This is a genomic window from Rheinheimera hassiensis, from assembly GCF_022436675.1.
Classification (GTDB): domain Bacteria; phylum Pseudomonadota; class Gammaproteobacteria; order Enterobacterales; family Alteromonadaceae; genus Alishewanella; species Alishewanella hassiensis.
In genome coordinates this window covers 110,133-133,056 of record NZ_JAKUJZ010000005.1, presented here as the reverse complement: position 1 = coordinate 133,056, position 22,924 = coordinate 110,133, and the positions used below count along the sequence as shown (strand labels likewise).

Annotated in this window: 22 protein-coding genes; 21 read left to right on the top strand and 1 reads right to left on the bottom strand. The window is 52.1% G+C overall.

Annotation, left to right across the window (positions count from 1 at the left end; genetic code table 11):
- Nucleotides 1-28: 28 nt before the first annotated feature.
- The 13 genes from MJX74_RS11795 (at nucleotide 29) to MJX74_RS11735 (ending at nucleotide 14,923) form a co-directional block, all read left to right on the top strand.
- Nucleotides 29-535 (top strand): AraC family transcriptional regulator, encoded by a 507-nt coding sequence (locus tag MJX74_RS11795; RefSeq protein ID WP_068229223.1) that lies wholly within the window; start codon nucleotides 29-31, stop codon nucleotides 533-535.
- Nucleotides 520-2,367: a hypothetical protein gene (locus MJX74_RS11790; RefSeq protein ID WP_240223043.1), complete on the top strand. Its 1,848-nt coding sequence runs from the start codon at nucleotides 520-522 to the stop codon at nucleotides 2,365-2,367. Before MJX74_RS11795 ends, MJX74_RS11790 begins: the two co-directional genes overlap by 16 nt.
- A complete protein-coding gene (locus MJX74_RS11785; RefSeq protein ID WP_240223042.1) occupies nucleotides 2,364-5,234 on the top strand; it encodes a tetratricopeptide repeat protein in 2,871 nt (956 codons plus the stop codon). Before MJX74_RS11790 ends, MJX74_RS11785 begins: the two co-directional genes overlap by 4 nt.
- Nucleotides 5,221-5,844, top strand: coding sequence for a tetratricopeptide repeat protein (locus tag MJX74_RS11780; protein ID WP_240223041.1), 624 nt, complete (start codon nucleotides 5,221-5,223; stop codon nucleotides 5,842-5,844). Before MJX74_RS11785 ends, MJX74_RS11780 begins: the two co-directional genes overlap by 14 nt.
- Nucleotides 5,837-6,142, top strand: a complete 306-nt coding sequence (locus MJX74_RS11775) for a hypothetical protein (RefSeq protein WP_240223040.1) — start codon at nucleotides 5,837-5,839, stop codon at nucleotides 6,140-6,142. The genes MJX74_RS11780 and MJX74_RS11775 overlap by 8 nt, the downstream gene beginning before the upstream one ends.
- A gap of 13 nt (nucleotides 6,143-6,155) precedes the next feature.
- A complete protein-coding gene (locus tag MJX74_RS11770) occupies nucleotides 6,156-6,815 on the top strand; it encodes a MotA/TolQ/ExbB proton channel family protein (protein WP_240223039.1) in 660 nt (219 codons plus the stop codon).
- Nucleotides 6,799-7,317, top strand: a complete 519-nt coding sequence (locus tag MJX74_RS11765) for a biopolymer transporter ExbD (protein WP_240223038.1) — start codon at nucleotides 6,799-6,801, stop codon at nucleotides 7,315-7,317. The genes MJX74_RS11770 and MJX74_RS11765 overlap by 17 nt, the downstream gene beginning before the upstream one ends.
- Complete coding sequence (locus MJX74_RS11760) at nucleotides 7,314-7,835, top strand: ExbD/TolR family protein (RefSeq protein WP_240223037.1); 522 nt, start codon at nucleotides 7,314-7,316, stop codon at nucleotides 7,833-7,835. Before MJX74_RS11765 ends, MJX74_RS11760 begins: the two co-directional genes overlap by 4 nt.
- Nucleotides 7,832-8,776 carry an AgmX/PglI C-terminal domain-containing protein gene (locus MJX74_RS11755; protein ID WP_240223036.1) on the top strand — a complete coding sequence of 315 codons (945 nt, stop codon included), beginning with the start codon at nucleotides 7,832-7,834 and terminating at the stop codon, nucleotides 8,774-8,776. Before MJX74_RS11760 ends, MJX74_RS11755 begins: the two co-directional genes overlap by 4 nt.
- A 23-nt stretch (nucleotides 8,777-8,799) precedes the next feature.
- The gene (locus MJX74_RS11750; protein ID WP_240223035.1) at nucleotides 8,800-9,996 is read left to right on the top strand and encodes a hypothetical protein; all 1,197 of its coding nucleotides are present in this window, start codon (nucleotides 8,800-8,802) and stop codon (nucleotides 9,994-9,996) included.
- A gap of 3 nt (nucleotides 9,997-9,999) precedes the next feature.
- Nucleotides 10,000-12,426, top strand: a complete 2,427-nt coding sequence (locus MJX74_RS11745) for a LamG domain-containing protein (RefSeq protein WP_240223034.1) — start codon at nucleotides 10,000-10,002, stop codon at nucleotides 12,424-12,426.
- Nucleotides 12,427-12,436: 10 nt separating this feature from the next.
- Nucleotides 12,437-14,014: a general secretion pathway protein GspF gene (locus MJX74_RS11740; RefSeq protein ID WP_240223033.1), complete on the top strand. Its 1,578-nt coding sequence runs from the start codon at nucleotides 12,437-12,439 to the stop codon at nucleotides 14,012-14,014.
- Nucleotides 14,015-14,116: 102 nt separating this feature from the next.
- Nucleotides 14,117-14,923 (top strand): substrate-binding periplasmic protein, encoded by an 807-nt coding sequence (locus MJX74_RS11735; RefSeq protein WP_240223032.1) that lies wholly within the window; start codon nucleotides 14,117-14,119, stop codon nucleotides 14,921-14,923.
- A gap of 13 nt (nucleotides 14,924-14,936) precedes the next feature.
- On the opposite strand, the gene MJX74_RS11730 is transcribed toward MJX74_RS11735, so the two are convergent.
- On the bottom strand, nucleotides 14,937-15,935 hold the full coding sequence (locus MJX74_RS11730; protein WP_240223031.1) for an FAD:protein FMN transferase: 999 nt from the start codon (nucleotides 15,933-15,935) through the stop codon (nucleotides 14,937-14,939).
- Nucleotides 15,936-16,291: 356 nt separating this feature from the next.
- On the opposite strand from MJX74_RS11730, the gene MJX74_RS11725 reads away from it, so the two are divergent.
- Genes MJX74_RS11725 through vgrG form a run of 8 tightly spaced genes read left to right on the top strand, consistent with a single transcriptional unit; the run spans nucleotide 16,292 to nucleotide 22,921 of the window.
- A complete protein-coding gene (locus MJX74_RS11725; RefSeq protein WP_240223030.1) occupies nucleotides 16,292-16,873 on the top strand; it encodes a Pvc16 family protein in 582 nt (193 codons plus the stop codon).
- Nucleotides 16,870-17,712 carry a hypothetical protein gene (locus MJX74_RS11720; RefSeq protein ID WP_240223029.1) on the top strand — a complete coding sequence of 281 codons (843 nt, stop codon included), beginning with the start codon at nucleotides 16,870-16,872 and terminating at the stop codon, nucleotides 17,710-17,712. Before MJX74_RS11725 ends, MJX74_RS11720 begins: the two co-directional genes overlap by 4 nt.
- A gap of 17 nt (nucleotides 17,713-17,729) precedes the next feature.
- A complete protein-coding gene (locus tag MJX74_RS11715) occupies nucleotides 17,730-19,289 on the top strand; it encodes a phage tail sheath family protein (RefSeq protein ID WP_240223028.1) in 1,560 nt (519 codons plus the stop codon).
- Between the two features lie 41 nt (nucleotides 19,290-19,330).
- Nucleotides 19,331-19,789, top strand: coding sequence for a phage tail protein (locus MJX74_RS11710; RefSeq protein WP_068229268.1), 459 nt, complete (start codon nucleotides 19,331-19,333; stop codon nucleotides 19,787-19,789).
- Between the two features lie 15 nt (nucleotides 19,790-19,804).
- Complete coding sequence (locus tag MJX74_RS11705) at nucleotides 19,805-20,269, top strand: phage tail protein (RefSeq protein ID WP_068229271.1); 465 nt, start codon at nucleotides 19,805-19,807, stop codon at nucleotides 20,267-20,269.
- 4 nt (nucleotides 20,270-20,273) lie between these two features.
- Nucleotides 20,274-20,447: a DUF5908 family protein gene (locus MJX74_RS11700; RefSeq protein WP_156420199.1), complete on the top strand. Its 174-nt coding sequence runs from the start codon at nucleotides 20,274-20,276 to the stop codon at nucleotides 20,445-20,447.
- Nucleotides 20,447-21,130 (top strand): CIS tube protein, encoded by a 684-nt coding sequence (locus MJX74_RS11695; RefSeq protein ID WP_082694664.1) that lies wholly within the window; start codon nucleotides 20,447-20,449, stop codon nucleotides 21,128-21,130. Before MJX74_RS11700 ends, MJX74_RS11695 begins: the two co-directional genes overlap by 1 nt.
- Before the next feature lie 3 nt (nucleotides 21,131-21,133).
- A complete protein-coding gene (gene vgrG, locus MJX74_RS11690) occupies nucleotides 21,134-22,921 on the top strand; it encodes a type VI secretion system tip protein VgrG (protein ID WP_240223027.1) in 1,788 nt (595 codons plus the stop codon).
- Nucleotides 22,922-22,924 lie beyond the last annotated feature (3 nt).

The following is a 22,924-nucleotide window of genomic DNA, read 5'->3' as shown; positions in this document are numbered from 1 at the left end:
CGGGCTTACTTTTTAACAGGACAAAATAATGAGAGCGCTACTACTAAGTTGTTTGCTGTTGCTAAGCGCCCAGGCAGGTGCCAATACGCCCGCCAGCGATCAGTTGGAGCAGCTGAAACAGCAGGTTATTCAGTTAAACCGTGAGCTGTTTTTGCTCGAAGAAGAGTTGTTATTTCCTCCGCAAACCCAGCTTGCCGTGTTTTTGTCGGTAGACAGCGGCCAGTTTTTCCAGCTCGACAGTGTTGAGTTAATGCTGAATGACAAACCGGTAGAGGGCCATTTATACACTGCCCAGCAGTGGGATGCGCTAAAACGTGGCGCGATCCAACCATTGTATAAAGGCAATGTTAAGGCCGGAGAGCATAACCTGACGGCCGTATTTGTTGGCAAAGGGCCGGACAATCGCGACTACCGCCGCGCAGTAAGTTACCGCTTTAATAAAGCAGAAGATGCCGTATTGCTGGAGTTACAGGTAAAAGATCGCAGCAGTGATTATCAACCTGAATTTATTGTGCAGCCATGGTCAAACGACTGATAGTGCCCGTCAGCCTGTTATTGCTATCTGTTTTTGTGATAGCAGAACCGGTATCGCTTAGCGAAAAGCATTATCGCCAGGCGGCGTGGGCTTTTTATCAGCAACAACCAGCCAGCGCGCTGGAGTCGCTACAACTGGCGCCGCAGCAGGATGGCCGCACCCGCTTGCTGGAAGCCGGTTTGTACTTACAGCTGGCTATGCCTGAACATGCTGCTACTGCGCTGGAGCAGGTGCTGGCACAACCTGCAGATGATAACGCCGTACCTCAGGCTCTGAAAAATATTGCCTTATTGCAGTTTGCCCGCTACCAGCTGGAACTGGGCAAAAAAACCGCTGCCCGCCATTATCTGGAGCAGGTTAATATTACCGCCGATGGTGCCTGGCGCGGCCAGCAGCAACTGCTAAGCCAGCTTATTCACTGGCCGGATATCAGTGTGCCGCCACAGCCGGATTTTGTCTCACTGGCAGATCAGCCAGAAATGCCTTATGTCATCAGTAATCAGGCGCTGGTGCTGGCAAAGCAGCAGCCACAACAGGCGCTTAACTGGCTGGCCGGGTTGCAGCAGCAATTTGTCACGCCAGCTGAGCAGGGCTTCTGGCAGCAGCTATTTTCCGGGCGCTGGAGTTTACTCAGCCGGCCTGATGGTTTTGTTTATCCTGATGACGAAAAGCAGGCTCTGGATGATTACCTGCAGCTTACTCAGGCCCAGTTGCATATTCAGCTGCAGGATTATGCCGCAGCCGATGCTATTCTGGCTAACTTTGGCCGCGACAGTGTGCTTAGCAGCAATGCGCTGGAGCTATATAGCTATATTCTTACTGAGCAGCGGCATATTCCGGCTTTGCTGGCGGTATTACAGCAGCAGATCCGCCAGCAACCGTTTAGCAACACAGCCTGGCAAGCGGCAACCCGCATCGGTGAGCAGTTAGAGCGGGCATTACAACCCGATGATGCACTGGCCGCTTACAACTGGGCTGACAATTACTATCAGCAGCAATACCAGCTAATTAATCAGCAGGCGAATCCGCTTCAGGTGCAGCAAGTGGTACAAGGTGCCAGCCAGTGGCAGCAATTACAGTTAACTAACGACAACAATCTGTACCGGCTACAGCAGGATATTATTGCGCTACAGCAACAGCTTACGGCTGCACCAGAGCGCCAGCAACGGCTGACTAGCCTGCAGCAAACGGCTGAGTTTAAGTTAAACCAGCAACAACAATTACTCAGCAGCCAGTTGCCACAGCTTAGTGCACGGCGCCAGCAATTGCAGGGTGAGTTTGCGGCAGTACAGCAGCAAATCAGCGCATTAACTGACAATAACCTGCCGCTGGCTCTGACACAGGGCAACCTGCACCAGCAGTTAAGCCGGCTGCAGCGTGCTGAGCAGCATTTACAGCAGTTACCGCCAGCGCAGGCTGATACTTACAGCCAGCGCCTGACAAGGCTGCGTGGTTTATTACAGTGGCAATATTACGAAGATAGCGCCGCGCAACACTATCAGTTTAGCCGGTTGCAGCAGCAAATCAGCACGGCGCTTACCGAGCTGGATAACCGCTTACAGGCACTGCGCCGGCAAGGCACACAAACTGACCGGTTGCGTCGGCAACAGCAACGCTTAACCGAATTAAGTGCGCAGCAGCAACAGTTGAACCTGGCGCTGTTAAGCCAGCAACAGCAGTTACTGGCGCAGCTGAATCAGCAGTTACAACAGCACCGCCAGCAAGATATCGCGCGGTTGCAACAGTTGCAGCGGCACAATAAAGAATCACTGGCCCGGGTGATGGAACTGGTATTGCTAAAGCGTGCCGCTAACAGCGGAGGCCAGCCATGAGCCTGTTACGCATTAGTGTGCTGGCCGCAGCTTGCAGTTTACTGCTGCAAAGCTGTAGTTCAGTGCCCGAGCAAAACAAACGGCCGCGGCTGGCGGATTTACCGGCGTTTGATCGCAGCATGCTGTCTGCTGATCTTAGCGTAAGCGAGCAACAACTGGATCTGATATACCAGCAAATACTCAGCATGCAGCCAGCCGAGCAAACGCGTAAGCGTATTTTGTATCGCTTATCGCAAATGCACACCAGCCAACTGGAGCAATCTGAGCTGCCAACGGCACAGGAGCAAACTGCACTGCGTGCTTTGGTACAGCGCTACGAGCAGCTGCTGCGTGATTATCCGCAAGAGCCAAACAACGAGCTGATCCGCTATCAGCTGGCGCGCAGTTACGATTTGTTGGCTGAGCAAAACGCCTGCCTGCAACAGTTGGATATTTTGCTGCGCGATTACCCATCTTCACCCTTTGCCAGCGAAGTATGGTTTCGTAAAGCCGATATTCATTACAGCTTTGCTGATTACGAGGCCGCCTTATCTGCCTATTTAGCTGTGCTGAACGGCACCGACCCGAGCTTAAAGCAGCACGCCCGTTATATGGCTGGCTGGAGTTACTTTAAATTGCAGCAGTTTGAACAGGCCGATGAGCAGTTTTTGCATCTGCTGGATGATACCTACACTGAATTACTGCTGACAGAAAACACCCAGCCACAGCAAAGCCTGCGCAGTGAAGTACTGCGCACCTTAAGCATTTCACTGAGTTACCAGCAACAGGGGCAAAGCCTGCAGGCACTGTTGCAACGGGTGCCTTATCGCAGTGGCGAACGCTCTGTAGTGTATGTGGCCGAGCTGTATCAGACGTTGGCACGTTTTTTAGCAGAAAAACAATTGCTGAGCGAAAGCCTGCAAAGTTACCGGCTGTTTATTCAAGATTACCCGGCAACCATCACTGCAGCAGAATTTCAGTTGCTGCTGATTGAGCATTATCTGGCGTCCGGTGATGCTGATTTAGCCCTTAGCGCGCAGCAGGAATATATCAGCCTGTTTGGGCCGGGTTCAGCATTCTGGCAGCAGGCCCGCAGCGCCGAGCTGGCGCAGGTGCAGCCATTATTGCTTCGGTATCTGGATTACTTTGCCCGCGCCCATTATGCCCGCGCCACGGCATTGCAGGGCGAGGAAAGAATAACCGGCTTTGCTGCAGCCATACCGCTTTGGCAAGCCATGCTGACAGTACTGCAGCAAATGCCAAACAGCGCTTACCCGCAGGCGGATACCCGCTACTCTCAGGCAGACATAAGCTACCTGCTGGCAGAGTCTTATGCCGGTGCTGGCCAGTATGATGCCGCGCTTGAGCTTTATAGCTGGCTTGGCTATCAGGCACCGTTAACCGATGCCAGCTTGTTTAGTGCGCAGGATGCCGCTTATAAAGCGTTACTGCTCAGCGAGCAGTTATCGTCACAAAGTGACGCCGCAGCACTGGCTCTGTGGCAACAGCAAAGCCGTTTTGTGGCGCAGCACCGCCAACACCCTGCCGCACAGCAGGTGGCGTTGCAACAGCTGCAACAACGTTATAGCGAGCAGGATTACCAGGCCGTACTGCTGCACAGCGCGGATGTGATTAACTGGGGCGATAACCGGCAAAGCTCAGCTATGAAAAACTCAGCAGAACCAGCCCCTGCTGCGCCGAGCCAGCGCGCATTAGTGCAGGAAGCGCAGTTTTTACAAAGCCAGAGCGAGCTGGCGCTTAAGCAATATGCTGCTGCAGAGCAGAGTATTAATGTGCTATTGCAGCAAACCTTGCCAGCAGATCGCCGCGAACTGTTAACGGCACAACTGGCGTCCAGTATTTATCAGCAGGCACAGCAAAAAGACGCGCCTGTAGTAGCAGTACAGGCACATTTACAGCGTTTGTTAAGCGCGTTGCCGCAGTCGGAATATCACGAAGCTGCGGCTTATCAGCAAATAGAATTACAGCTTGCTGCCCGGGATTATCCGGCAGCAATTACGCTGCTAAATGCTTTTATTCAGCGTTATCCCGGTACCGAGCGCACGGTGGCCGCCAAAGCGCTGCTGCTGGACAGTTACGAACAAGCTGAGCAATGGGACAAAGCCGCCGCTCAGCTAATAACACTGAGCAGCGAAGGTGATGCGCAGCAACAGCGCGAAGCCCTGTACCTGGCTGCACAGTATTATCAGCGCGCTAACAGTAACGACAAAGCGCTTGATGCCTGGCGCAGCTATGCCAACCGTTATCCGCAGCCGCATCTGTTGGCGCAGGAAGCGCGTTATCAGCTGGTGCAGCTGTATCAGGCGCAGCGGGATCTGTCGCGGCAAAATTTCTGGCGGGAAAAAATTGCCAGCTTTGAGCAACAGTTTGCCGGCGAAGGAAACGAGCGTACCCAGCAATTAGCGGCGCAGGCGTTGCTGCAACTGGGGCAGCACGAAAGCAGTTTATTTGCTGTAATCAGGCTTAGCCATCCGCTGCGGCAAAGCTTACAAAAAAAGCGCCAACATATGAGTAGCGCAATTAAACATTACGAGCAAGCCATTAGCTACGGCGTGGCCTCGCTGGTTAGTGAAGCTCAGTTCAGAGTAGCGGAGTTATATCAGCAAATGGCCACGGCTTTGCTGCAGTCAGATCGGCCCAAAGGGCTGAACGAGCTGGCACTGGAAGAATACGAGCTATTGTTGGAAGAGCAGGCCTTTCCGTTTGAAGAGCAAGCCATTGCTATTTATCAGCAAAATACCCGCCTTACCCAACAGCAGGTATGGGACAGTTGGGTGCAGCAAAGCTTTACCCGGCTGGCGCAGTTGCTGCCGGCTAAATTTAATAAAACCGAAGCCTATACCGGGGTAGCCGATGCCGCTGACTAAACACTTTCTGGCTAAGCATGCTCTGGTTAAGTATTTGCTGGCTGCAACCTTAAGCAGCATGGCCGCCTGCAGCCAGTTGCCGGTACCCACACCTCCTGCAGAGCCGGTGGTTGCAGCACCGCAGTTAAGCGCCTTACAGCAACAACAATTCGCCGAAAGCAAAGCGTTGTTAGTCGCTGGTCAATACAGTGCGGCACAAAAACTATTCAGCGCGCTGGCGGCGCAGCAAGGCAGTTTTGCCGGTATCTGGTATAACCTGGCGTTAAGCCAGTGGCAGGGTGGTGATGCTGCCGGAGCACAAAGCAGCCTGCAACAGGCGGTGAATGCCTCTGCCGGGCACAGTGCCAGCCATAACCTGTTGGGTATTTTGGCCCGCCAGCAAGGTAACTTTCGCCAGGCTGAGCGGCATTTTCAGCGGGCATTACAGGCACAACCAGATTACGCCATAGCGCATAAAAATCTGGCATTTTTATATGAGTTGTACCTTGGCGAGCCGTTAGCGGCGCATTACCACTACCAGCAATACTATGCCATGACACAAGACGAGCAGGCGAAAGTCTGGCTGGCACTGCTGGAACAACAACTGGATCAGGAGGCAGCTAATGAATAGGCTGGTGTTAGTTAGCATAGTGTTATCTGCCAGTTTTAGTCTGTTTGCGCAACAGCGCACGCAGCAGGTACAGGTGGAAAGCACTATTAGTGGTAATCAGGAACAACCAAAAACCATTTATGTGCTGCCATGGCAAAGCCCGGTTAGCCTGATCCGCATTCCAGGCGAGCCATTAACCCAGCAGGCACCGGCACTGTCGCCACTGGATCGGCAGCAATTTTTACGTTTTATCGCTGTACAGCAGGGCAACCAGGCTGGCGCGGCGGCTACCACAACAGTTAATCCACAAAAGCAATAAGAGGACATTTTTCATGGAGTTGTTAAACGGCATAGTTCGGTTTTTACAGGAAGGCGGCGTGTTTATTTACCCTATCGCTTTTATCCTGGTGCTTGGCATCGTTATTGCCGTTGAACGCTGGTGGTTTTTACGCAGTGTATATGGCGTAAACCAGCGCGCTATGGCGCAGGTACAAAGTGCAGTTGCACAGGCCGATACCAGCCGCATTGTACAATTAGCAGCCAGCAGCAGCGCTCCAATTTTGGCTATGCTGGCCAGCGGCGTACACCGGTTGCGCTCATCGTCCAAGCGTGAAGATATGGAATACGCGATGGAAGAGGTGGTACTGGAATACAGCCTGCGGTTGCAAAAACGCACGCCGTTTCTGGCCACCCTGGCTAACGTAGCCACGTTACTTGGCTTACTGGGTACTATTATGGGCTTAATTGCCGCGTTTTCGGCGGTAGCCAATGCCGACCCGTCGGAAAAAGCCAGCTTGTTGTCATCGAGTATTTCGGTAGCGATGAACACCACTGCCTTTGGCCTTATCACCGCCATTCCGCTGGTGTTTGTTCATGCCTTACTGCAGGGCAAAACAGCCAGCATTATCGATACTATGGAAATGGTTGGTATTAAGCTGATGAACAGTATTGCCAAACAAACTGATGGTGGCGCGGATGATAAAACGGCGTAAAGCACCCCTTGCCGATGCCGAGCTTGATATCACGTCCTTTATGAACCTGATGATCGTGCTGGTACCGGTATTGCTGCTAAGCCTGGTGTTTGCACAAATTCGCGTGCTGAATATTCAGCTGCCGCCATTAAGCGAACAGCAACTGCAGCAAGAGCAAGAACAGCCGCAGCAACTGGAACTGGAAATTCATGCCGACAGGCTACGGCTGAATTATCCGGCGGGTGAACCGCTGCGGGTATTTGAACTGACAGAACAAGGCAGCTTAGATTTTGCCGCGCTTAGCCTGTACCTGCAGGATTTAAAGCTAACTTTTGCACAAAAACAGATAGAAAAACAAGATATTACCATTCTGGCGCCCGACGAGCTGGACTACCAGACGCTGGTAACGGCGATGGATACCGTGCGCTCGTTTAAAGCCGTGGTTGCTGCGCAGTTGGTTGATGCAGAACTGTTTCCGCAAATATCACTGGGCGAGTTACCTAAAGCGGAGGGCAGTGAATGAAAATGTCATTTCGCGCCAAACGCTTAGAGCGGCAGAACCAACGTTTGGCGCAGGCTGGTAAACTGAACCTGGTCGCGCTGATGGATATTTTCACCATACTGGTATTCTTTTTAATGGTGAACCAGTCTGAAGTTAAAGTACTGCAAAGCAATAAAGAGATCAACTTACCGCGTTCAGTATCTGAGCAGTTACCCAGCGAAAAAGTGATGTTAACCATTACCACCAACGGTGTGCTGGTGCAGGGTAAACCGGTGTGGCAGGGCGATTGGCAGCAAGACAGCAACAACTGGCTGCCTGAGCTTACTGAGGCGTTAACTGCTGAGCTGAATTATCTGGCCAACCGGGCCGGGCCTTTAGCGCCAGAGCAACAGCCGGTTGGCCGGGCGCTGACGATACTGGGTGATGCTGCTACGCCTTATGCGCTGCTGCGTCGGTTAATGGCCATTTGTGCCGCTACCGAATATCGCGATTTATCGCTGGCGGTAGAAGCAATAGCACCGGCTGTGGAGGCGCCATGACAGCAGCGATCCTGACTGACAGCAGTTGGCAATTTGAAGACAAGCGCTTTTACCGGCTGTTATGGCTGGGTTTTGCGCTATGGCTGATATTTGCGGTACTGATACCCGCGCTGACAGTGCCGGAGCGTAGCCGGCAAGTGCAGGAGCAATTACCACCGCAGCTGGCGCGGGTTGTGCTGGAAGAGCGCAAAGCCCCACCGCCACCAGAACCGCCACCGGTACAGGAACCTTTGCCGCAGCCAAAACCCGAGCCAGTTGCGGTAACCGAACCTGTGCCTGCCGCCGCGGAACCGGTAAAGCCAGACCCACAACGGGCGCGTGAACAGGCGCAACAGGCCGGTTTGCTGGCGATGAAAGATGATTTGGCACAGCTGCGGCAAAGCTTTCAGCTGAACAATACCGCACCACAGGTAAAAAGCAGCGGTGAACAACAAGCTACCCAGGTAGATCGTAAGCTACTGCGTAATGACGCCAGTAAACAATTTGCTGCGGCGCAGGCTGCTGCGGTGGCTGGCGATATAGCACGTTCTGAACTGGCCGATACCGGCACTACCGCGTTGGCCGAAGCTGAACTAAAGGGTTTGTCGGCCACCGGCAGCGCTGAGCAGCAAAATCGCAGCAATGCCAATGCCAGCGCTAACAGCGCCGGGCAGGGCCGTTCAGAAGCCGCTATCCGCCGGGTGCTGGAGGCGAATAAAAGCAGCCTGTACACGCTGTACAGCCGTGCTTTACGTGCTAACCCTTTGCTAAAAGGCAAGGTGGTGTTTGAGCTGGTGATTAAGCCAGACGGTAGCCTGGCAGAAGTGACCATAGTGCAAAGTGAGCTGAACGACAGCAAACTGGAGCGGCAGTTGGTGCTGAGATTAGGTTCCGTTAATTTTGGTGCTGAAGCTGTAGCTTTAACCCGTTCGCAGTGGACAGTAGAATTTTTACCGGGCTGATAACACAGCCGGAGGTGATAAAAATGCGTTATCTATGCTATGTCAGAGTAATGGTGTTCGGCAGTTTGCTCTTTGCTGCAATGACGCAGGCCGGTTCACTGGAGCAGGCAAAAAGGCTACATGACCGTATTGCCGGTATACCGGCAGATGCGGCCACTTTAAGCCAGATGCAGGCGTTGATTGATGGCGGTAACGCCACTGCAGCTGCGGAGCTGGCCATGCAGCACCCGGATTTTTACCGCACAACGCTGAAGTTGTTTGCCTCAGCAGCAACCAACCGCGAGCTGGACGTGTTTGAACCGCTGAACGATTACAGCGCCACCGTGATCGGTCTGGTGCGAGATGATGTAGATTTTCGCCAGTTGCTGCAAACCGACATTTTATATGTCGGTGCCGACAGCCTGGGTTTACCGCCGTATCAAAGTAACAATAATGAACATTATCTGGCGCTGGAGCGCGAAGCCGTCGATTTAGCCCAGCACTTGCAGCCCAGGGCGCAAAGCACGTTAAACGGTATTCCGGCAGATGCAGCCGCGGGGGTTATGACCAGCCGTGCCGCCGCCAAAGCGTTTTTTTATCTGGGTACTAACCGCGCGATGTTCCGTTTTACGCTGATGAGCCAACTGTGCACCGACTTAGAGCCGCTGCAGGATATCGCCATGCCAACCGACCGCATCCGGCAGGATGTCAGCCGCAGCCCAGGTGGCGACAGCCGTATTTTTAACAACCGCTGTGTAGGTTGCCACGCTGGCATGGATCCACTGGCACAGGCCTTTGCCTATTACGATTATCAGTTTACTGATGAAAGCGGCAGCAATGGCCGGGTTTTTTATCAGCAAAGCGGCACGCAAAATGAAAGCACACAAAGCCGGGTTCAAAACAAATACCATATCAATGCCGGTACCTTTCCCTATGGCTTTCGCACGCCGGATGACAGCTGGACTAACTACTGGCGCGAAGGGCAAAACCAGGCGCTGGGCTGGGATAACAGCCTGCCGGGTGAAGGTAACGGCGCCAGAAGCCTGGGTCAGGAGCTGGCCAACAGCGCTGCTTTTGCTCAGTGCCAGGTAAAAAAGGTATTTCGTACCGTGTGCCTGCGCGAGCCGGAAAACCTCAGTGATGTGACTGCACTGCACAGCATTACCGACAGTTTTCGCAGTGGCGGTTACCGCCTGAAACAGGTGTTTGCCGACACCGCTACTTATTGTATGGGAGACTAACCGATGAAGTTATTTTTACTCCCATTACTGGCGTTAAGCCTGTTGTTAGCCGGTTGCGGTGGGGCAGAAGTAGAGCAAAACCCGCCACCACCGGTACAGGAAGACAATGTTAATTACACCGGGCCTGCACCGCAAACGGCTGATATCCAGCTGTTTAAACTTACGCTGTGGGATAATATCGCCGCCGGTAACCGCTGCGGTGCCTGTCATGTTGCCGGTAATACCGCGCCATTTTTTGCCCGTAACGACGATATTAACCTGGCCTATGCTGCTGCCACCCCGCTGGTTAATCTGGCCGATCCGGCGCAATCGCTGCTGGTAACTAAACTGGCCGGTGGCCATAATTGCTGGCAGGCCAGCGACAGTGCCTGTGCCGACACTATGGCGCAGTGGGTGCGTAACTGGGCTAACAGCACCGACACGCAAAGCGCTACAGTAACCCTGGTTGCGCCGCCGGTGCGCGAGCCCGGTGCCAGCAAAGCCTTGCCGGATGATGCTACTTTGTTTGGCGGTTCGGTTTATCCGCTGCTGCGCCAGCACTGTGTAAACTGCCATGCGCCGGATGCAGCACAAACCCAGTCGCCCTTTTTTGCCGACAGCGATCTGGCCGCGGCCTATCAGGCCAGCCGTAAGCTGATTAACCTCGACAGCCCAGAACTGTCGCGCTTTGTCGCCCGGCTGGCCGGTGAGTTTCATAACTGCTGGTCAACCTGTGATGATGACGCGGCCACTATGCTGGCTGCGGTGCGCCAGATAGCCGACAGTGTTGAGCTAAGCGAGCTGGACCCGGCACTGGTGCCGTCTAAGGCCTTACGGCTGGACGATGGTGTGGTGGCCTCCAGTGGTGGCCGCTTTGAAGCTAACCAGATTGCGTTTTATCAGTTTAAAGCTGGCAGTGGCGCTATTGCCTACGACACCTCGGGCGTAGAGCCTGCGGCAAACCTTAGCCTGCAGGGTGATATTGGCTGGGTAACCGGCTGGGGTATTCAGATTAACAGCGGCCGGGCGCAGGCCAGCACGCAAAATAGCAACAAACTGGCCCGGCTTATCAGCGCCACCGGTGAAATGACGGTAGAGGCCTGGGTAGTGCCGGCTAATGTGACGCAGCAAGGCCCTGCCGCTATTGTCAGCTATGCTGGCAGCAGCACCGAACGCAACTTTACGCTGGGCCAGACACAGTACAACTACAACTTTTTACTGCGCTCAGCCGCCACGGATTTTGCCGGTTTGCCGGCATTAAGCACAGCCGATGCCGATCAACTGCTGCAGGCCACATTGCAACATGTGGTGCTGACACAAGACCCGGTAAACGGCCGGCGTATTTATATTAACGGCCAGGACAGCGCAGTGCGCGACACCGCAGAGGCTATCCGTAACTGGGACGACAGCTACGCGCTGATTGTCGGTAACGAGGCCAACGGCAACCGCCAGTGGCAGGGCACCATGCGCTTGCTGGCTATTCACAATAAAGCCTTAACTGCGGCGCAAATTCAGCAAAACTATACTGTTGGTGTCGGGCAGAAGTTTTACCTGTTATTTGGCGTTGGCGAGCTGATTAACCTGCCCGACAGTTATATTGTGTTTGAGGTAGCCCAGTTTGATAATTACTCTTATCTGTTTAACTCGCCTTATCTGGTAAATCTGGAGGGGCGCAGCCTGCCACAGGCACTGACGATTAGCGGCATGGCGATAGGCATTAACGGTCAAGAAGCGGTAACCGGCCAGAGCTGGCTAAAACAACGTTTTAACCTGGCATCCGGCACGGCACTGTCAGAAGGGGCCGAGTTGTCGGCGCAGGGCACTATTATTGCTGCTGAGCAAGGCGCGGCCAGCGACGAGTTCTTTTTATCGTTCGGCCGTATTGGCGAGCTGGAAAATGTGCGCACCGGCATCAGTGTGCCGGTGCAACAGATTACCGCCAGCACCAGAGAGAGTAGTGATATTGGCCTGAGAACCTTTGCAGAAATTCATGCCAGTATGAGCGCGCTGACCGGCGTAGCACAAGAACAAAGCGCGGTAGCAGACATTTACCAGACCATACAGCGGCAGTTACCGGCAGCTGAGGCTATCGATACCTTTGTCTCGGCGCAGCAGATGGCGATCACGCAGTTAGCTATCGCTTACTGTAATGCCGCTATTGAAGATACCAGTTTGCGCCAAAGCTGGTTCCCGGCGGCAGATTTTAGTGCCAGCCCGGCTATCACCTACAGCCAGGCTAACCGGCCGTTGGTTGTGCAGCCGCTACTTAACCGGTTAATGCCGTTGTCACCGGCAAGCTCAGCATCGCCGGCCGATGTTGAAGCTGAACTGGATGCGCTGATCACCCGCTTAAGCACCTGCAGCGGCGCTTGTAGCAGTGACCGCAGCCTTACCATTGCCAAAGCGGCCTGTACTGCGGTACTGGCCAGTGCAGAACTGCTGGTGCAGTAGGAGATAAAAGATGAAAAGAGCAAAACCTTTGCACCCCGACAGCCCGTTGCTGCATGCCTGCCACAGTAAACCGGTAAGCCGACGCGACTTTATCGCCTGTGGTTTAAGTTACGGCGCTGCAGTGCTAACCACTGGCTCGGTATTTGGCATGTTTGCTAACCCCGGTAAAGCACAGGCGCAGTTATCACCTGATTTAGAAGCGCTAAAACAGCTGTGCGGTATTAATGTGCAAGGCGCGGGTAAAATTCCGTTTATCTGTTTCGATTTAGCCGGTGGTGCCAATATTGCCGGTTCTAATGTGTTGGTGGGCGGCGCGGGTGGCCAGCTCGATTTTTTATCGGTGCAGGGCTACAGCAAACTGGGCCTGCCGCCGGATATGGTGCCAACAGCAGTTAATGCTGCTAACCCGGCCGGGGGCTTTGTTAATAATCAGCTGGGGTTGGCGTTTCACAGCGATTCACAAATGCTGGCCGGCATTTTAGAGCGTACCAGTTTGGCTACCCAGGCGATGACCAATGGCGCTGTGTTACCGTCACGCTCGGAAAACGATACCGGCAATAACCCGCACAACCCGATGTACGCCATTGCCAAAGCCGGTGCCAGCGGCTCATTAATGCCATTGGTAGGGTCGCGCAATTCAGATTCCGGTGCTAACTCTATGGCACCAATGGAGTTTTATAATGCCGAACTGCGGCCGACCAAAATTGACCGGCCAAGTGATGTGACCGGTCTGGTTGATGTCGGCGATTTGTTTGGCTTGTTAAACCAGAACGACGCCGTAGCGGTGATGGAATCTGTGCAACGCATCAGCGACAGCAAACTAAGCCGGGTTAATACCAATATCAGCCGTGATGCAGTGATTAAAGATCTGATCCGCTGTGGTTATGTAAAAAGTGCTGATCTGGCAGATCGCTTTGGTAACCCGGCCACGCTGGACCCGGCTGCTGATGTGGATATTGTCGGCGCGGCCGGCATTTTTAGCGTGGACGAATTTAACAGCGATGCCGAGTTTCGTAAAACAGCATCGGTAATGAAGCTGGTGGTAAATGGCTTTGCCGGTGCGGGTTCCATTACCATTGGTGGTTACGACTACCACACCGGTGAGCGCGGTACCGGTGAGCTGCGTGACTTACGCGCCGGCCGCTGTATTGGCGCCTGCCTAGAATATGCCGCAAGAGTGAACCAGCCGCTGATGATTTATGTGTACAGCGATGGCTCGGTAGACAGCAACGGCCGTATTGACGATTCAGAAGCAGGCCGGGGTAAAGGCGAGTGGACAGGTGATAATTCCTCCACCGCTGCCTCTTTTATGCTGGTATACAGCCCCAATGGCCGCCCCTCTTTACTGGGCGGTAGTACAGCCGAGCAAGCCAGGCATCAGCAAATTGGCTTTATGCGGCCGGATGCTTCGGTAGAAACCGGCTCATCAGTGGCGGCGAACAACGTTAACCTGCTGGTGCAAACAGTGCTGTTAAACTATCTGGCACTAAGCGGTGAGCAAAACCGTCTGGCTGAAGTAGCACCGTTTCATGGTTTAGGTAATGCTGCCAGTATTGACCGCCTTACTGCATTTGAGCCTATTGTCTAGCTGCCTAAAAGCGGATTGCCGTAGTATTTTTTTACGGCGGCAGGCAAAGTGGCTTCGCCGGGCTTATAGTTGATGTCTGTGCGTTTTATTGCAGGGTGCATAATGAAAGGGGTTCTGGCGCTTATTGTTAGCTGCATTCTTAGCCAGCCGGTATACAGCTGTACTTTACGTATGGGCATTGAAACCAGCTTCGCACCTTATATCTTGCAGCACGGCGACAGCTGGCGAGGTATGAATGTTGAGCTGCTGCAACGGTTGGTGCAAGAGATGGGCTGCGAGCTTGAGTTTATTCACAGCCCCTGGCTGCGTTCGTTAAAGCTAATCGAGCAGGGCGAGCTGGATGTGTTAAGCCACCTTAGCTATAACGCTGAACGCAGCAAACAGTTTGCTTTTATTGGCCCGCATCAGCAGGAAACCATTTATCTGGTAGGTTTGCCGCGTGCTTTCCCCGGCCTTACTGCGGTAGAGCAATTACAAAACAGCGGCACCACCGGCATTATCGCGCTGCTAAATGGGGCTTATTACGGTGACAAGCTGGACAGCATTTTAAATGATGCAAAAAACCGCACCCGTTTTGTGTTTATCCGCGGTAACGAAGATAAGCAGGCATTATTACTCAATGGCCGGGTGCACGGTGTGCTGGAAGACATTGCGGCTTACCATTACTGGAAAGTACAGCCAGGTTTACCAACGGCAGATTACGTACCGCTGTTTCAGGTGCATCAGAGCATGGTGTATTTTGGCTTTAACCTTCGCACCATTAGCAGCATACAGTTACAACAATTAGCGCAGGCCTGGCAAAAACTGTACGCAGACGGCACTCTGGCCGCTATTGTGCAGCGTTATCCGCTGTCCGGTTATCAGATTAAACTGCCCAACCCCGCTTCTTTATTGCCTGCAACAGAATAAACCAGCAGGCAACTCAGGGTTGGCTCAGGCCGCTGGAAAAATGCATTTTCCGCTCTGCGGTAATAAATATGGCGTCATAACCATCGATTTGTTCAATCAGTGCCATACCCTGCTTTAATCCCAATACAAATAATGTGGTAGATAATGCATCGGTTTGGGTGGTGTCAGCACCGGTTACTGTTACGCTAAGCAGGCCGGTAGCACTTTGGCCGGTTTTAGGGTCCAAAATATGATGGTAGCGCACACCATCTTCAATAAAGTAACGCTCGTAATCGCCTGATGTGCTGATAGCACTGTTTTCCAGTGGTAACTGGGCGGCGTATTTATCGTCCTGGCGCGGGTGTTTAATGGCTACCAGCCAGGGTTTGCCTTTTTTATCGCCCAACAGGCGGGTATCACCACCGGCAGTAAGCAACGCATTGCTGATGCCATGCTGTGCCAGTAAGGCAATGCTGCGCTCAACCGCATAACCTTTGGCTATGCCGCCCAGATCAATTTTAACGCCAGGCTGGGCAAAGCGGACGGTGTTGTTTTTTAGTAGTTCAACGCTCTGATAATTAACATATTGTCTGGCTTTTTGTAGCACTGTAGCGTCAGGCTTTTTATGGTTACGGTAATCGTAGTAAAAACCGACTGAAGCAAAGGTAATATCAAAAGCACCGTTGCTTTGCTGTGAAATTTGCCTGGCGCGCTGCAATAATTGATACATCTCAGCAGATACCTGCACCGGTTTTTTTGCTGCTTCGCGGTTTAACAGGCTGAGTTCGCTGCTGGCAATGTAAGGGCTCATCAGCTGGTTTATCCGCTCAAACTCGGCCTGCACTTCACTGATCAGCTGTTCTGCTTGTTTGCTGTCTTCACTCCACAGCTCAATATAGGCCTGAGTACCCAGTGTCTGAAACGATTTTTGTTGCCACTGGGCATTAGCAGTGGCTGTGAACTGCAGCAAAAACACAGCAATAACAAAACAGAACAGAGCGGGCTGGCGGCATGGTTTCATTAAAAAAGTCATAAATAATATCTGCCAATATCTAAACGAAAATCACTGCAATTCACTGTATCACCTTATGTAATTCATCAGCCAGGCCTAATATAGCTAATGCAGATATTAAATGTATTTCTAATGAAAATATCAATTTATTTGATAAATTTATTATATGTTTGCAAAGCGCTAAACAATCACTATCTTTAATCGCATTATGTAAATTCTCCTTGTATAAATAACCCGCTGTTTGTTTTTGTTATTTGTTTTTACTGTTGTTGGAGACTAAAAGCGCAGTTAAAAGCGCTTCCGGTATTCACTGTTAATCTGAAGTATCGTTCACAGCCAAGAAGGCTGTGTGGTGTTCGTTTGGCTGGAAACACAACATGATAGCAAAGACGTTGTCACAGTTGGCGGTGCAATTAAACCGTTTTTTGCGGCATAACTTCAAACTGGAAGAAGATGTGGTGCTGGTGTCGAACTTAAATGAGGCCGATGGCACCGTATTGACCCAGGTTAATAACAAACTGGTGCTATTTTTAGTTGGCATCGAAAAAGAAGCCGCTTCGCGCAGTAAAACAACATTGCTGGATACCGGCTTTGCCCGCAGTGCTAACAGTGCCCCGCCACTGCATCTGAATTTGTATGTCATGCTGGCCGCTAATTTTAATGGCACTAACTACAGCGATGCGCTGACATTACTGTCGGCCAGTATCAGTTTTTTTCAGCGCAATCCGCTGTTTACTCATCAAAACCTGCCTGATCTTGACCCCTCTATTGAACGGCTGGCGCTGGATATGGAAAACCTGAGCATTCAGGATGCCAGTAACCTGTGGGGCATGTTAAGCGGTAAATACCTGCCATCGGTACTGTACAAGGTACGGATGATTAGTTTTGACGGCGCGGATATTTACAGCCAAAGCAGCTTATTGCGCAAACCGGTCACTGATGTTGGAACCCAATCATGAGTTACCTGCCGTTATGTCATATTGTGCTGCAGCATCAATATTTTAGTGATGGTTTGGCGCAGCAGCTACGTCTGGTACCTGCAGCACAAACACAGCGGCACTTACAAAATGCCCAGTTGCTGGTTAAACCGACAAAACAGGGCGCCGTGTTGCTGCTGGATACCAGCCGCCGCGACATAGCTGCTGCCTGTTGTGAGCCAATTTTGACATTATATTTTTTGTTGTACAGCGATGACCCGCTCTTTGGCAGTTACAGCCTGCCGCTGCTGGAGCCACAACAATTATTATACTGCGATAACCGGGCGCCGATGCCGGATGATGCGGCCTTGCGTTTACATGCCAAACCGGAGCTTGGCAGCGCAGAGGTAATAAGTGCTAATGATACGCCAGTGGCCGGTGTACTGCCACCAAAAGGCAAACCCTTACCTGTAATGCTGCTGGCCCTTGATATAACCGCTTTGCACATAACGCAACTTACAGCGGATAACGCAATATCTTATCTGTTGCGGTTTGGCAGCAGGCAGAGTGTCTGGCGCTATTACCTCTGTGGCAGAGCCTTTGCGCAACCGCTGCGCATTCAGGATATGGCGCAGCAAACCCATTTTATACAGCAAAACGATACCCGTTTGGCCAATGGCCTTGTGGCGCAGGTATTTGATTCTGCCCAGCCTTTAAAGCTGCAGCAATTCAGCCCGTACCGGTTTCAGCTAATAACTGCAGCGCACGGTAGTGAGAAAATTCTGATCAAACGGCTGCCGGTTGCAGTGGCCGGGCAAATCGATAAAGCAGTAGTCAATGGAGTAGCAAGCAACGTGTCGGAAATTTACCTTAACTATTAACCAGAAAGGAACACATCATGGGGCAGATGAAAACGCCAGGCGTTTATATCGTAGAGAAAAATGCCTTTCCCAATTCGGTGGTGGAAGTGGCAACGGCGGTGCCGGCTTTTATCGGCTATACCGAAAAAGCACTGAACGGCAATAAGTCACTGACTAACCAGCCTATGCGTATCAGTTCAATGTCAGAGTTTCATAATTACTTTGGTTTTGCACCGACACCGATGTTTGCTTTGGCCGAAGCCAAGGCGCCGGGCGACAACACCTTCATTGTTGGCGGTAAGTCGTATCAGCTTAGCCACGACAGCGGTAAAAACCTGCTGTACTACGCCATGATGCTGTTTTATCAAAACGGTGGAGGCCCTTGTTACATTGTGTCGGTAGGTAACTACGCAGACGATGTTGAAGGGGCAAAATTAATGGCCGGTATTGATCAACTGATCAAAGAGCAGGAACCGACCATGCTGGTGATCCCCGAGGCGGTGCTACTGGCCGAAGACGATTGTATCGCAGTACAACAAGCGGCACTGGCACACTGTGGCGGCAAAATGCGCAACCGTATTGCTATTTTGGATGTATGGCAGGGGTATAAGCCACGCCAGCACCCGGACGGCGATTGCATTGATAATTTCCGCGGCAAACTGGGCATTAACTATCTGGATTTTGCCAGCGCTTATTACCCCTGGCTCAACACCACCATAGTGCAGGAACGTGATCTGAGCTATCTGAACCTGACTCCCGCCGATCTGCTACAGCAGTTGCTTAAAACGGAACGGAACCTGCCAGATGAACTGCCTGCATTGGATGAGAAAGCCACCGCTGCGGATAAAGCCGCCCAGCTAAAATTGCAACAACAACTGGATGCCATTAACGATATCAGCAAAGACTGGAGCAAGCTGGACCAGGCTGAAATGGTTGCCAGCCAGATGTTATTGCACAAAAGCTTAAAAGCTATCAGCCCGCTGTATAGCCAGTTACTGGGGCAAATGCGTGATGTGTTAAACCTGCTGCCGCCCGCTGCCGCAATGGCCGGTATTTACACCATGGTGGATAACACCAAAGGTGTGTGGAAAGCCCCGGCTAATGTCAGTTTAAGTGCTGTGGTGTCACCGGCTGTAAACATTACCCACGATGAGCAGGAAGATTTAAACGTTAGTACTCAGGGTAAGTCGGTTAATGCCATTCGTACCTTTATTGGCGAAGGCACTCTGGTGTGGGGCGCCCGCACTCTGGATGGTAACAGCCTGGATTGGCGCTACATTAGTGTGCGGCGCACCATGATCATGCTGGAAGAATCTATCCGGCTTGGCACCAAAGCCTATGTATTTGAGAACAATACTGCCAGCACCTGGGTTACCGTTAAAAGCATGATCCGTAATTTTCTTACCGGTATCTGGAAACGTGGCGGTTTAGCCGGTGCGTCACCGGAAGATGCGTTTAGTGTCAGCGTGGGGTTGGGTGAAACCATGACATCAGAAGATATTCTTGAAGGCATTTTGCGTGTCACGGTGTTAGTGGCGCTGATTCGCCCGGCCGAGTTTATTGAAATTACGTTCCAGCAGCAGATGCAGAAATCTTAATTAACTAACCGGTTTATTAAACGAATACAAGGAGCTTAACAATGGCTGATGACGGTTCAACCCAATCCACTTCGGTATGGCCCTTACCGAAGTTTTATTTCCAGGTGAAATGGGACTCTGAAGTAATGTCGTTTCAGGAGGTATCCGGCCTGGATGTCGAGGCGCAAATTATTGAATACCGCGCCGGTGATAACCCGGTGTTTTCTGCCACCAAAATGCCGGGGCTGAAAAAGTCCGGCAACGTGACGATGAAAAAAGGCGTGTATAAATCGGATAACAAATTCTGGGCCTGGTTTAGCCAGATCAAGATGAACACCATCAAGCGTCTGCCCATCACCATCAGTTTGCTGGATGAAGCAGGCGGCACCACTATGGTGTGGACCTTAACCAACGCCTGGCCAACTAAAATCACCGGCACTGATCTGAAATCAGACGGCAATGAGGTGGCAATAGAAACCATCGAAATTGTGCATGAAGGTATCACCATTGATAACCCGTAACAGGTAATACGCAGTATGAGTGAACTGGCCACGTCAGATTATCCGTTACCGGCGTTTTATTTCCGGGTGAAGTTTGCTTCATCCGGTGATAGCGCCGACACGGCCTTTCAGGAAGTGTCGGGTATAGGTGCACAACTGGATACCGAAGATGTGGTGGAGGGCGGTGAAAACCGTTTTGTGCATAAACTGCCCAAAGCGGTCAAGCACGGCAATCTGGTATTAAAACGCGGCATAGCACCAAACAGCTCTTTGCTGGTGCAATGGTGCATTAAGGTGTTTGAACAAGGGGTGGATATAGCCATTACACCGATGACAATCACCGTGGAATTGTTGGATGAAACCGGGCAACCCGCCCGCAGCTGGTCTTTTGTTAACGCTTACCCCGTTAGCTGGCAGGTAGAAGGCTTTAACGCCAGTAAAAACGAGGTGGCCATAGAAAAGCTGGAATTCAGTTATCAGTACGTAAACCGGGAGCGCTAACACTATGCCGATTGAAGTCACCAAACTGATTGTAAAATCTACTCTGCTGGAGCCGCCAAGCGACAGCCCGGCACGCCCACCTTACCCGGCACAGGATTTACAACAATTAAAGCAGGACATCCTGCAGGAATGCCAGCGGCTACTGCAACAGGCGCAGTATGAGCAGAGGCCGCGCTGATGAGTGGCAGTAAGTCGCTGTTAACCATCAGCTGTTGCGACAACAATGGCCAGCCCACGGGCGAAGGGCAGTTTCAGGCCATGATTAACCCGGCCAGCCTGAATCATCAGTTGGGTATTAGTTATAACACCGATAACAGCAACAATCTGCCGGTGGGTAAATCGGCAGTAGAAAGCAAACTTAGCCAGTACCAGCAAGAAAAACTCAGCTTTGATCTGGTGCTGGATGGCACCGGCGTGGTGCCGGTTTCAGCGCAACAGGAGCCCGATGTCAGCAAGCAGATAAAACAGCTGAAAAACGTGGTGTATCACTATGTTGGGGAAAAACACGAACCCAGCATCGTAAAGCTGCAGTGGGGCCAGAGCTTCAGTTTTGTCGGCCGCTTAAATAGCATGACAGTGGATTACACCCTGTTCAAACCCGGTGGCGACCCGCTACGGGCAAAAATTAAGCTGAATTTCGGCAGCTACATGTCAAACAAACAAGAGGCACTAAAAGCCGACAGGCAATCGCCGGATCTGACGCATCAGGTACTGGTAAAAGCTGGTGATACCCTGCCTAACCTGTGTTACCGCATCTACCGTGACAGCAGTTACTACCTGGCCGTCGCTGAATTTAATCAATTGGACAGTGTCAGCGTGCTTACGCCCGGCCGCCAGTTGTATTTTCCACCACTGAGGTAAGTTATGGCCAATTCCCCGTTACAAGGTGCCGACGGGCCGGTAAGGCTTAGCATAACCAGCGATGGCACTGCGCTGGCCGACAGCATCAGTATTATCAGTGTCGATATTACCAAGGCGCTAAACCGGGTGCCGCTGGCTGTGCTGACATTCAGTGACGGCGATATGCCGGCGAAAGATTTTCCACTGTCTAATCAGGCGTCGTTGGTGCCGGGCGCCAAACTGGTGGTCAGTGCCGGTTATAGTGATGATGAACAACAGATCTTTAGCGGCGTAGTGGTAAAGCATAGTCTGGCGATTAGTGGTAATAATCAGGCTCAGCTTATTGTTGAGTGCCGCGACCCTGTATTTGCCGCCACGCTGGCGCGTAATAATGCCAACTATACCGAAACGACAGACAGTGATATCTGGCAGCAACTGGCCGGTAAATATGCCGTTAGCTGCAATGCCACGGCCACTACTGAACACCATGCCGAGCTGGTGCAATATTACAGCACAGACTGGGATTTTATGCTGCTGCGTGCCGAACTAAACGGCATGCTGCTGTGCGCCGATGACGGCAAGCTGAGTATAGCGCCGCCGGATACCACTGCAGCAGCGGTACTTTGCGTAACTTACGGTGATGATTTACTCAGCTTTAACGCCAGCCTGGATGCCAGCCAGCAGTTTAGCTCGGTGAAAACAGTCAGTTGGAACCCTGCCCACCAGCAGATCCAAAGCGAAGAAGCCGCCAGTGCAACCCTCACTGCGCAGGGAAATATAGCTGCCGGCACGCTGGCCGATGTCGCAGCAGTAAAAGAATTTCGTTTGCAAAGTAATGCCCCGCTTACTGATGCCAGTTTAACCACTTGGGCGAAAGCGCAGCAGCTGAAATCCGCACTGGCACGTATTCGCGGTGAATTGCGCTGTCAGGGCTCTGCGCTGCTAAAACCCGGTGTATTAATTTCAGTGAATGGGGTAGGCGAGCGCTTTAACGGCGACGTTTTTGTGTCTCAGGTGCGGCATATTATTGCGGATGGCGATTGGATATCGCAAGTGAGTTTTGGTATGTCGGCGCAGTGGTTTGCGCAAAATACCGATATCAGCGCTCCCCTGGCTGGCGGCGTGTTGCCCGGTGTCAGTGGCCTGCAAATTGGCGTAGTACAGCAACTGGCTGATGATCCGGCGGGCGAATGCCGTATTCAGGTCAAAGTACCGTTACTGGAGGCTGAAACCGAAGGCATCTGGGCCCGTTTACTGAGTTTTTATGCCTCAAGCGGCTTTGGCCAGTTTTGCCTGCCGGAAGTGGGAGACGAGGTGATCCTGGGCTATCTGAATAATGATCCCTGTTATGCGGTGATCCTTGGCAGCGTATACAGCAGCAATAAACAGCCGCCTTATGCCGCAGCTGCAGATAACAACATTAAAGCTTTTGTCAGCCGCACCAAGCTGACACTGGAATACGATGAAGAGAAGAAAAAAATCAGTATCTGGACTCCGGCTGGTAATAAAGCCGTGCTGGACGACGACAGTAAAACCATTTTGCTGCAAGACCAGCATGGCAACAAGGTTGAGCTGTCAGCCAGCGGCATTTTGCTTGATAGCCCCAAAGACATCAGCTTAACCGCCAAAGGCAAAATCAGCCTGCAGGCGATGGCTAATATTGAACTGGCCGCCAAAGCCGATTTTAAGGCCGAAGCACTTAATATCAGCCAGCAGGCCAATGTCGGTTTTACTGCCAAAGGTAATGCCAGCGCCGAATTGTCTGCCAGCGGCCAGACTACGGTGAAAGGTGCCATGGTAATGATTAACTAGGAG

What these genes read in the sequence shown, in the direction of transcription:
- MJX74_RS11720 (WP_240223029.1), top strand. Translation starts at nt 16,870, where the DNA reads ATGAGTTACCTGCCGTTATGTCATATTGTGCTGCAGCATCAATATTTT.
- MJX74_RS11775 (WP_240223040.1), top strand. Translation starts at nt 5,837, where the DNA reads ATGAATAGGCTGGTGTTAGTTAGCATAGTGTTATCTGCCAGTTTTAGT.
- MJX74_RS11715 (WP_240223028.1), top strand. Translation starts at nt 17,730, where the DNA reads ATGGGGCAGATGAAAACGCCAGGCGTTTATATCGTAGAGAAAAATGCC.
- MJX74_RS11725 (WP_240223030.1), top strand. Translation starts at nt 16,292, where the DNA reads ATGATAGCAAAGACGTTGTCACAGTTGGCGGTGCAATTAAACCGTTTT.
- MJX74_RS11770 (WP_240223039.1), top strand. Translation starts at nt 6,156, where the DNA reads ATGGAGTTGTTAAACGGCATAGTTCGGTTTTTACAGGAAGGCGGCGTG.
- MJX74_RS11730 (WP_240223031.1), bottom strand. Translation starts at nt 15,935, where the DNA reads ATGACTTTTTTAATGAAACCATGCCGCCAGCCCGCTCTGTTCTGTTTT.
- MJX74_RS11785 (WP_240223042.1), top strand. Translation starts at nt 2,364, where the DNA reads ATGAGCCTGTTACGCATTAGTGTGCTGGCCGCAGCTTGCAGTTTACTG.
- MJX74_RS11745 (WP_240223034.1), top strand. Translation starts at nt 10,000, where the DNA reads ATGAAGTTATTTTTACTCCCATTACTGGCGTTAAGCCTGTTGTTAGCC.
- vgrG (WP_240223027.1), top strand. Translation starts at nt 21,134, where the DNA reads ATGGCCAATTCCCCGTTACAAGGTGCCGACGGGCCGGTAAGGCTTAGC.
- MJX74_RS11705 (WP_068229271.1), top strand. Translation starts at nt 19,805, where the DNA reads ATGAGTGAACTGGCCACGTCAGATTATCCGTTACCGGCGTTTTATTTC.
- MJX74_RS11700 (WP_156420199.1), top strand. Translation starts at nt 20,274, where the DNA reads ATGCCGATTGAAGTCACCAAACTGATTGTAAAATCTACTCTGCTGGAG.
- MJX74_RS11735 (WP_240223032.1), top strand. Translation starts at nt 14,117, where the DNA reads ATGAAAGGGGTTCTGGCGCTTATTGTTAGCTGCATTCTTAGCCAGCCG.
- MJX74_RS11760 (WP_240223037.1), top strand. Translation starts at nt 7,314, where the DNA reads ATGAAAATGTCATTTCGCGCCAAACGCTTAGAGCGGCAGAACCAACGT.
- MJX74_RS11695 (WP_082694664.1), top strand. Translation starts at nt 20,447, where the DNA reads ATGAGTGGCAGTAAGTCGCTGTTAACCATCAGCTGTTGCGACAACAAT.
- MJX74_RS11740 (WP_240223033.1), top strand. Translation starts at nt 12,437, where the DNA reads ATGAAAAGAGCAAAACCTTTGCACCCCGACAGCCCGTTGCTGCATGCC.
- MJX74_RS11790 (WP_240223043.1), top strand. Translation starts at nt 520, where the DNA reads ATGGTCAAACGACTGATAGTGCCCGTCAGCCTGTTATTGCTATCTGTT.
- MJX74_RS11750 (WP_240223035.1), top strand. Translation starts at nt 8,800, where the DNA reads ATGCGTTATCTATGCTATGTCAGAGTAATGGTGTTCGGCAGTTTGCTC.
- MJX74_RS11755 (WP_240223036.1), top strand. Translation starts at nt 7,832, where the DNA reads ATGACAGCAGCGATCCTGACTGACAGCAGTTGGCAATTTGAAGACAAG.
- MJX74_RS11795 (WP_068229223.1), top strand. Translation starts at nt 29, where the DNA reads ATGAGAGCGCTACTACTAAGTTGTTTGCTGTTGCTAAGCGCCCAGGCA.
- MJX74_RS11765 (WP_240223038.1), top strand. Translation starts at nt 6,799, where the DNA reads ATGATAAAACGGCGTAAAGCACCCCTTGCCGATGCCGAGCTTGATATC.
- MJX74_RS11710 (WP_068229268.1), top strand. Translation starts at nt 19,331, where the DNA reads ATGGCTGATGACGGTTCAACCCAATCCACTTCGGTATGGCCCTTACCG.
- MJX74_RS11780 (WP_240223041.1), top strand. Translation starts at nt 5,221, where the DNA reads ATGCCGCTGACTAAACACTTTCTGGCTAAGCATGCTCTGGTTAAGTAT.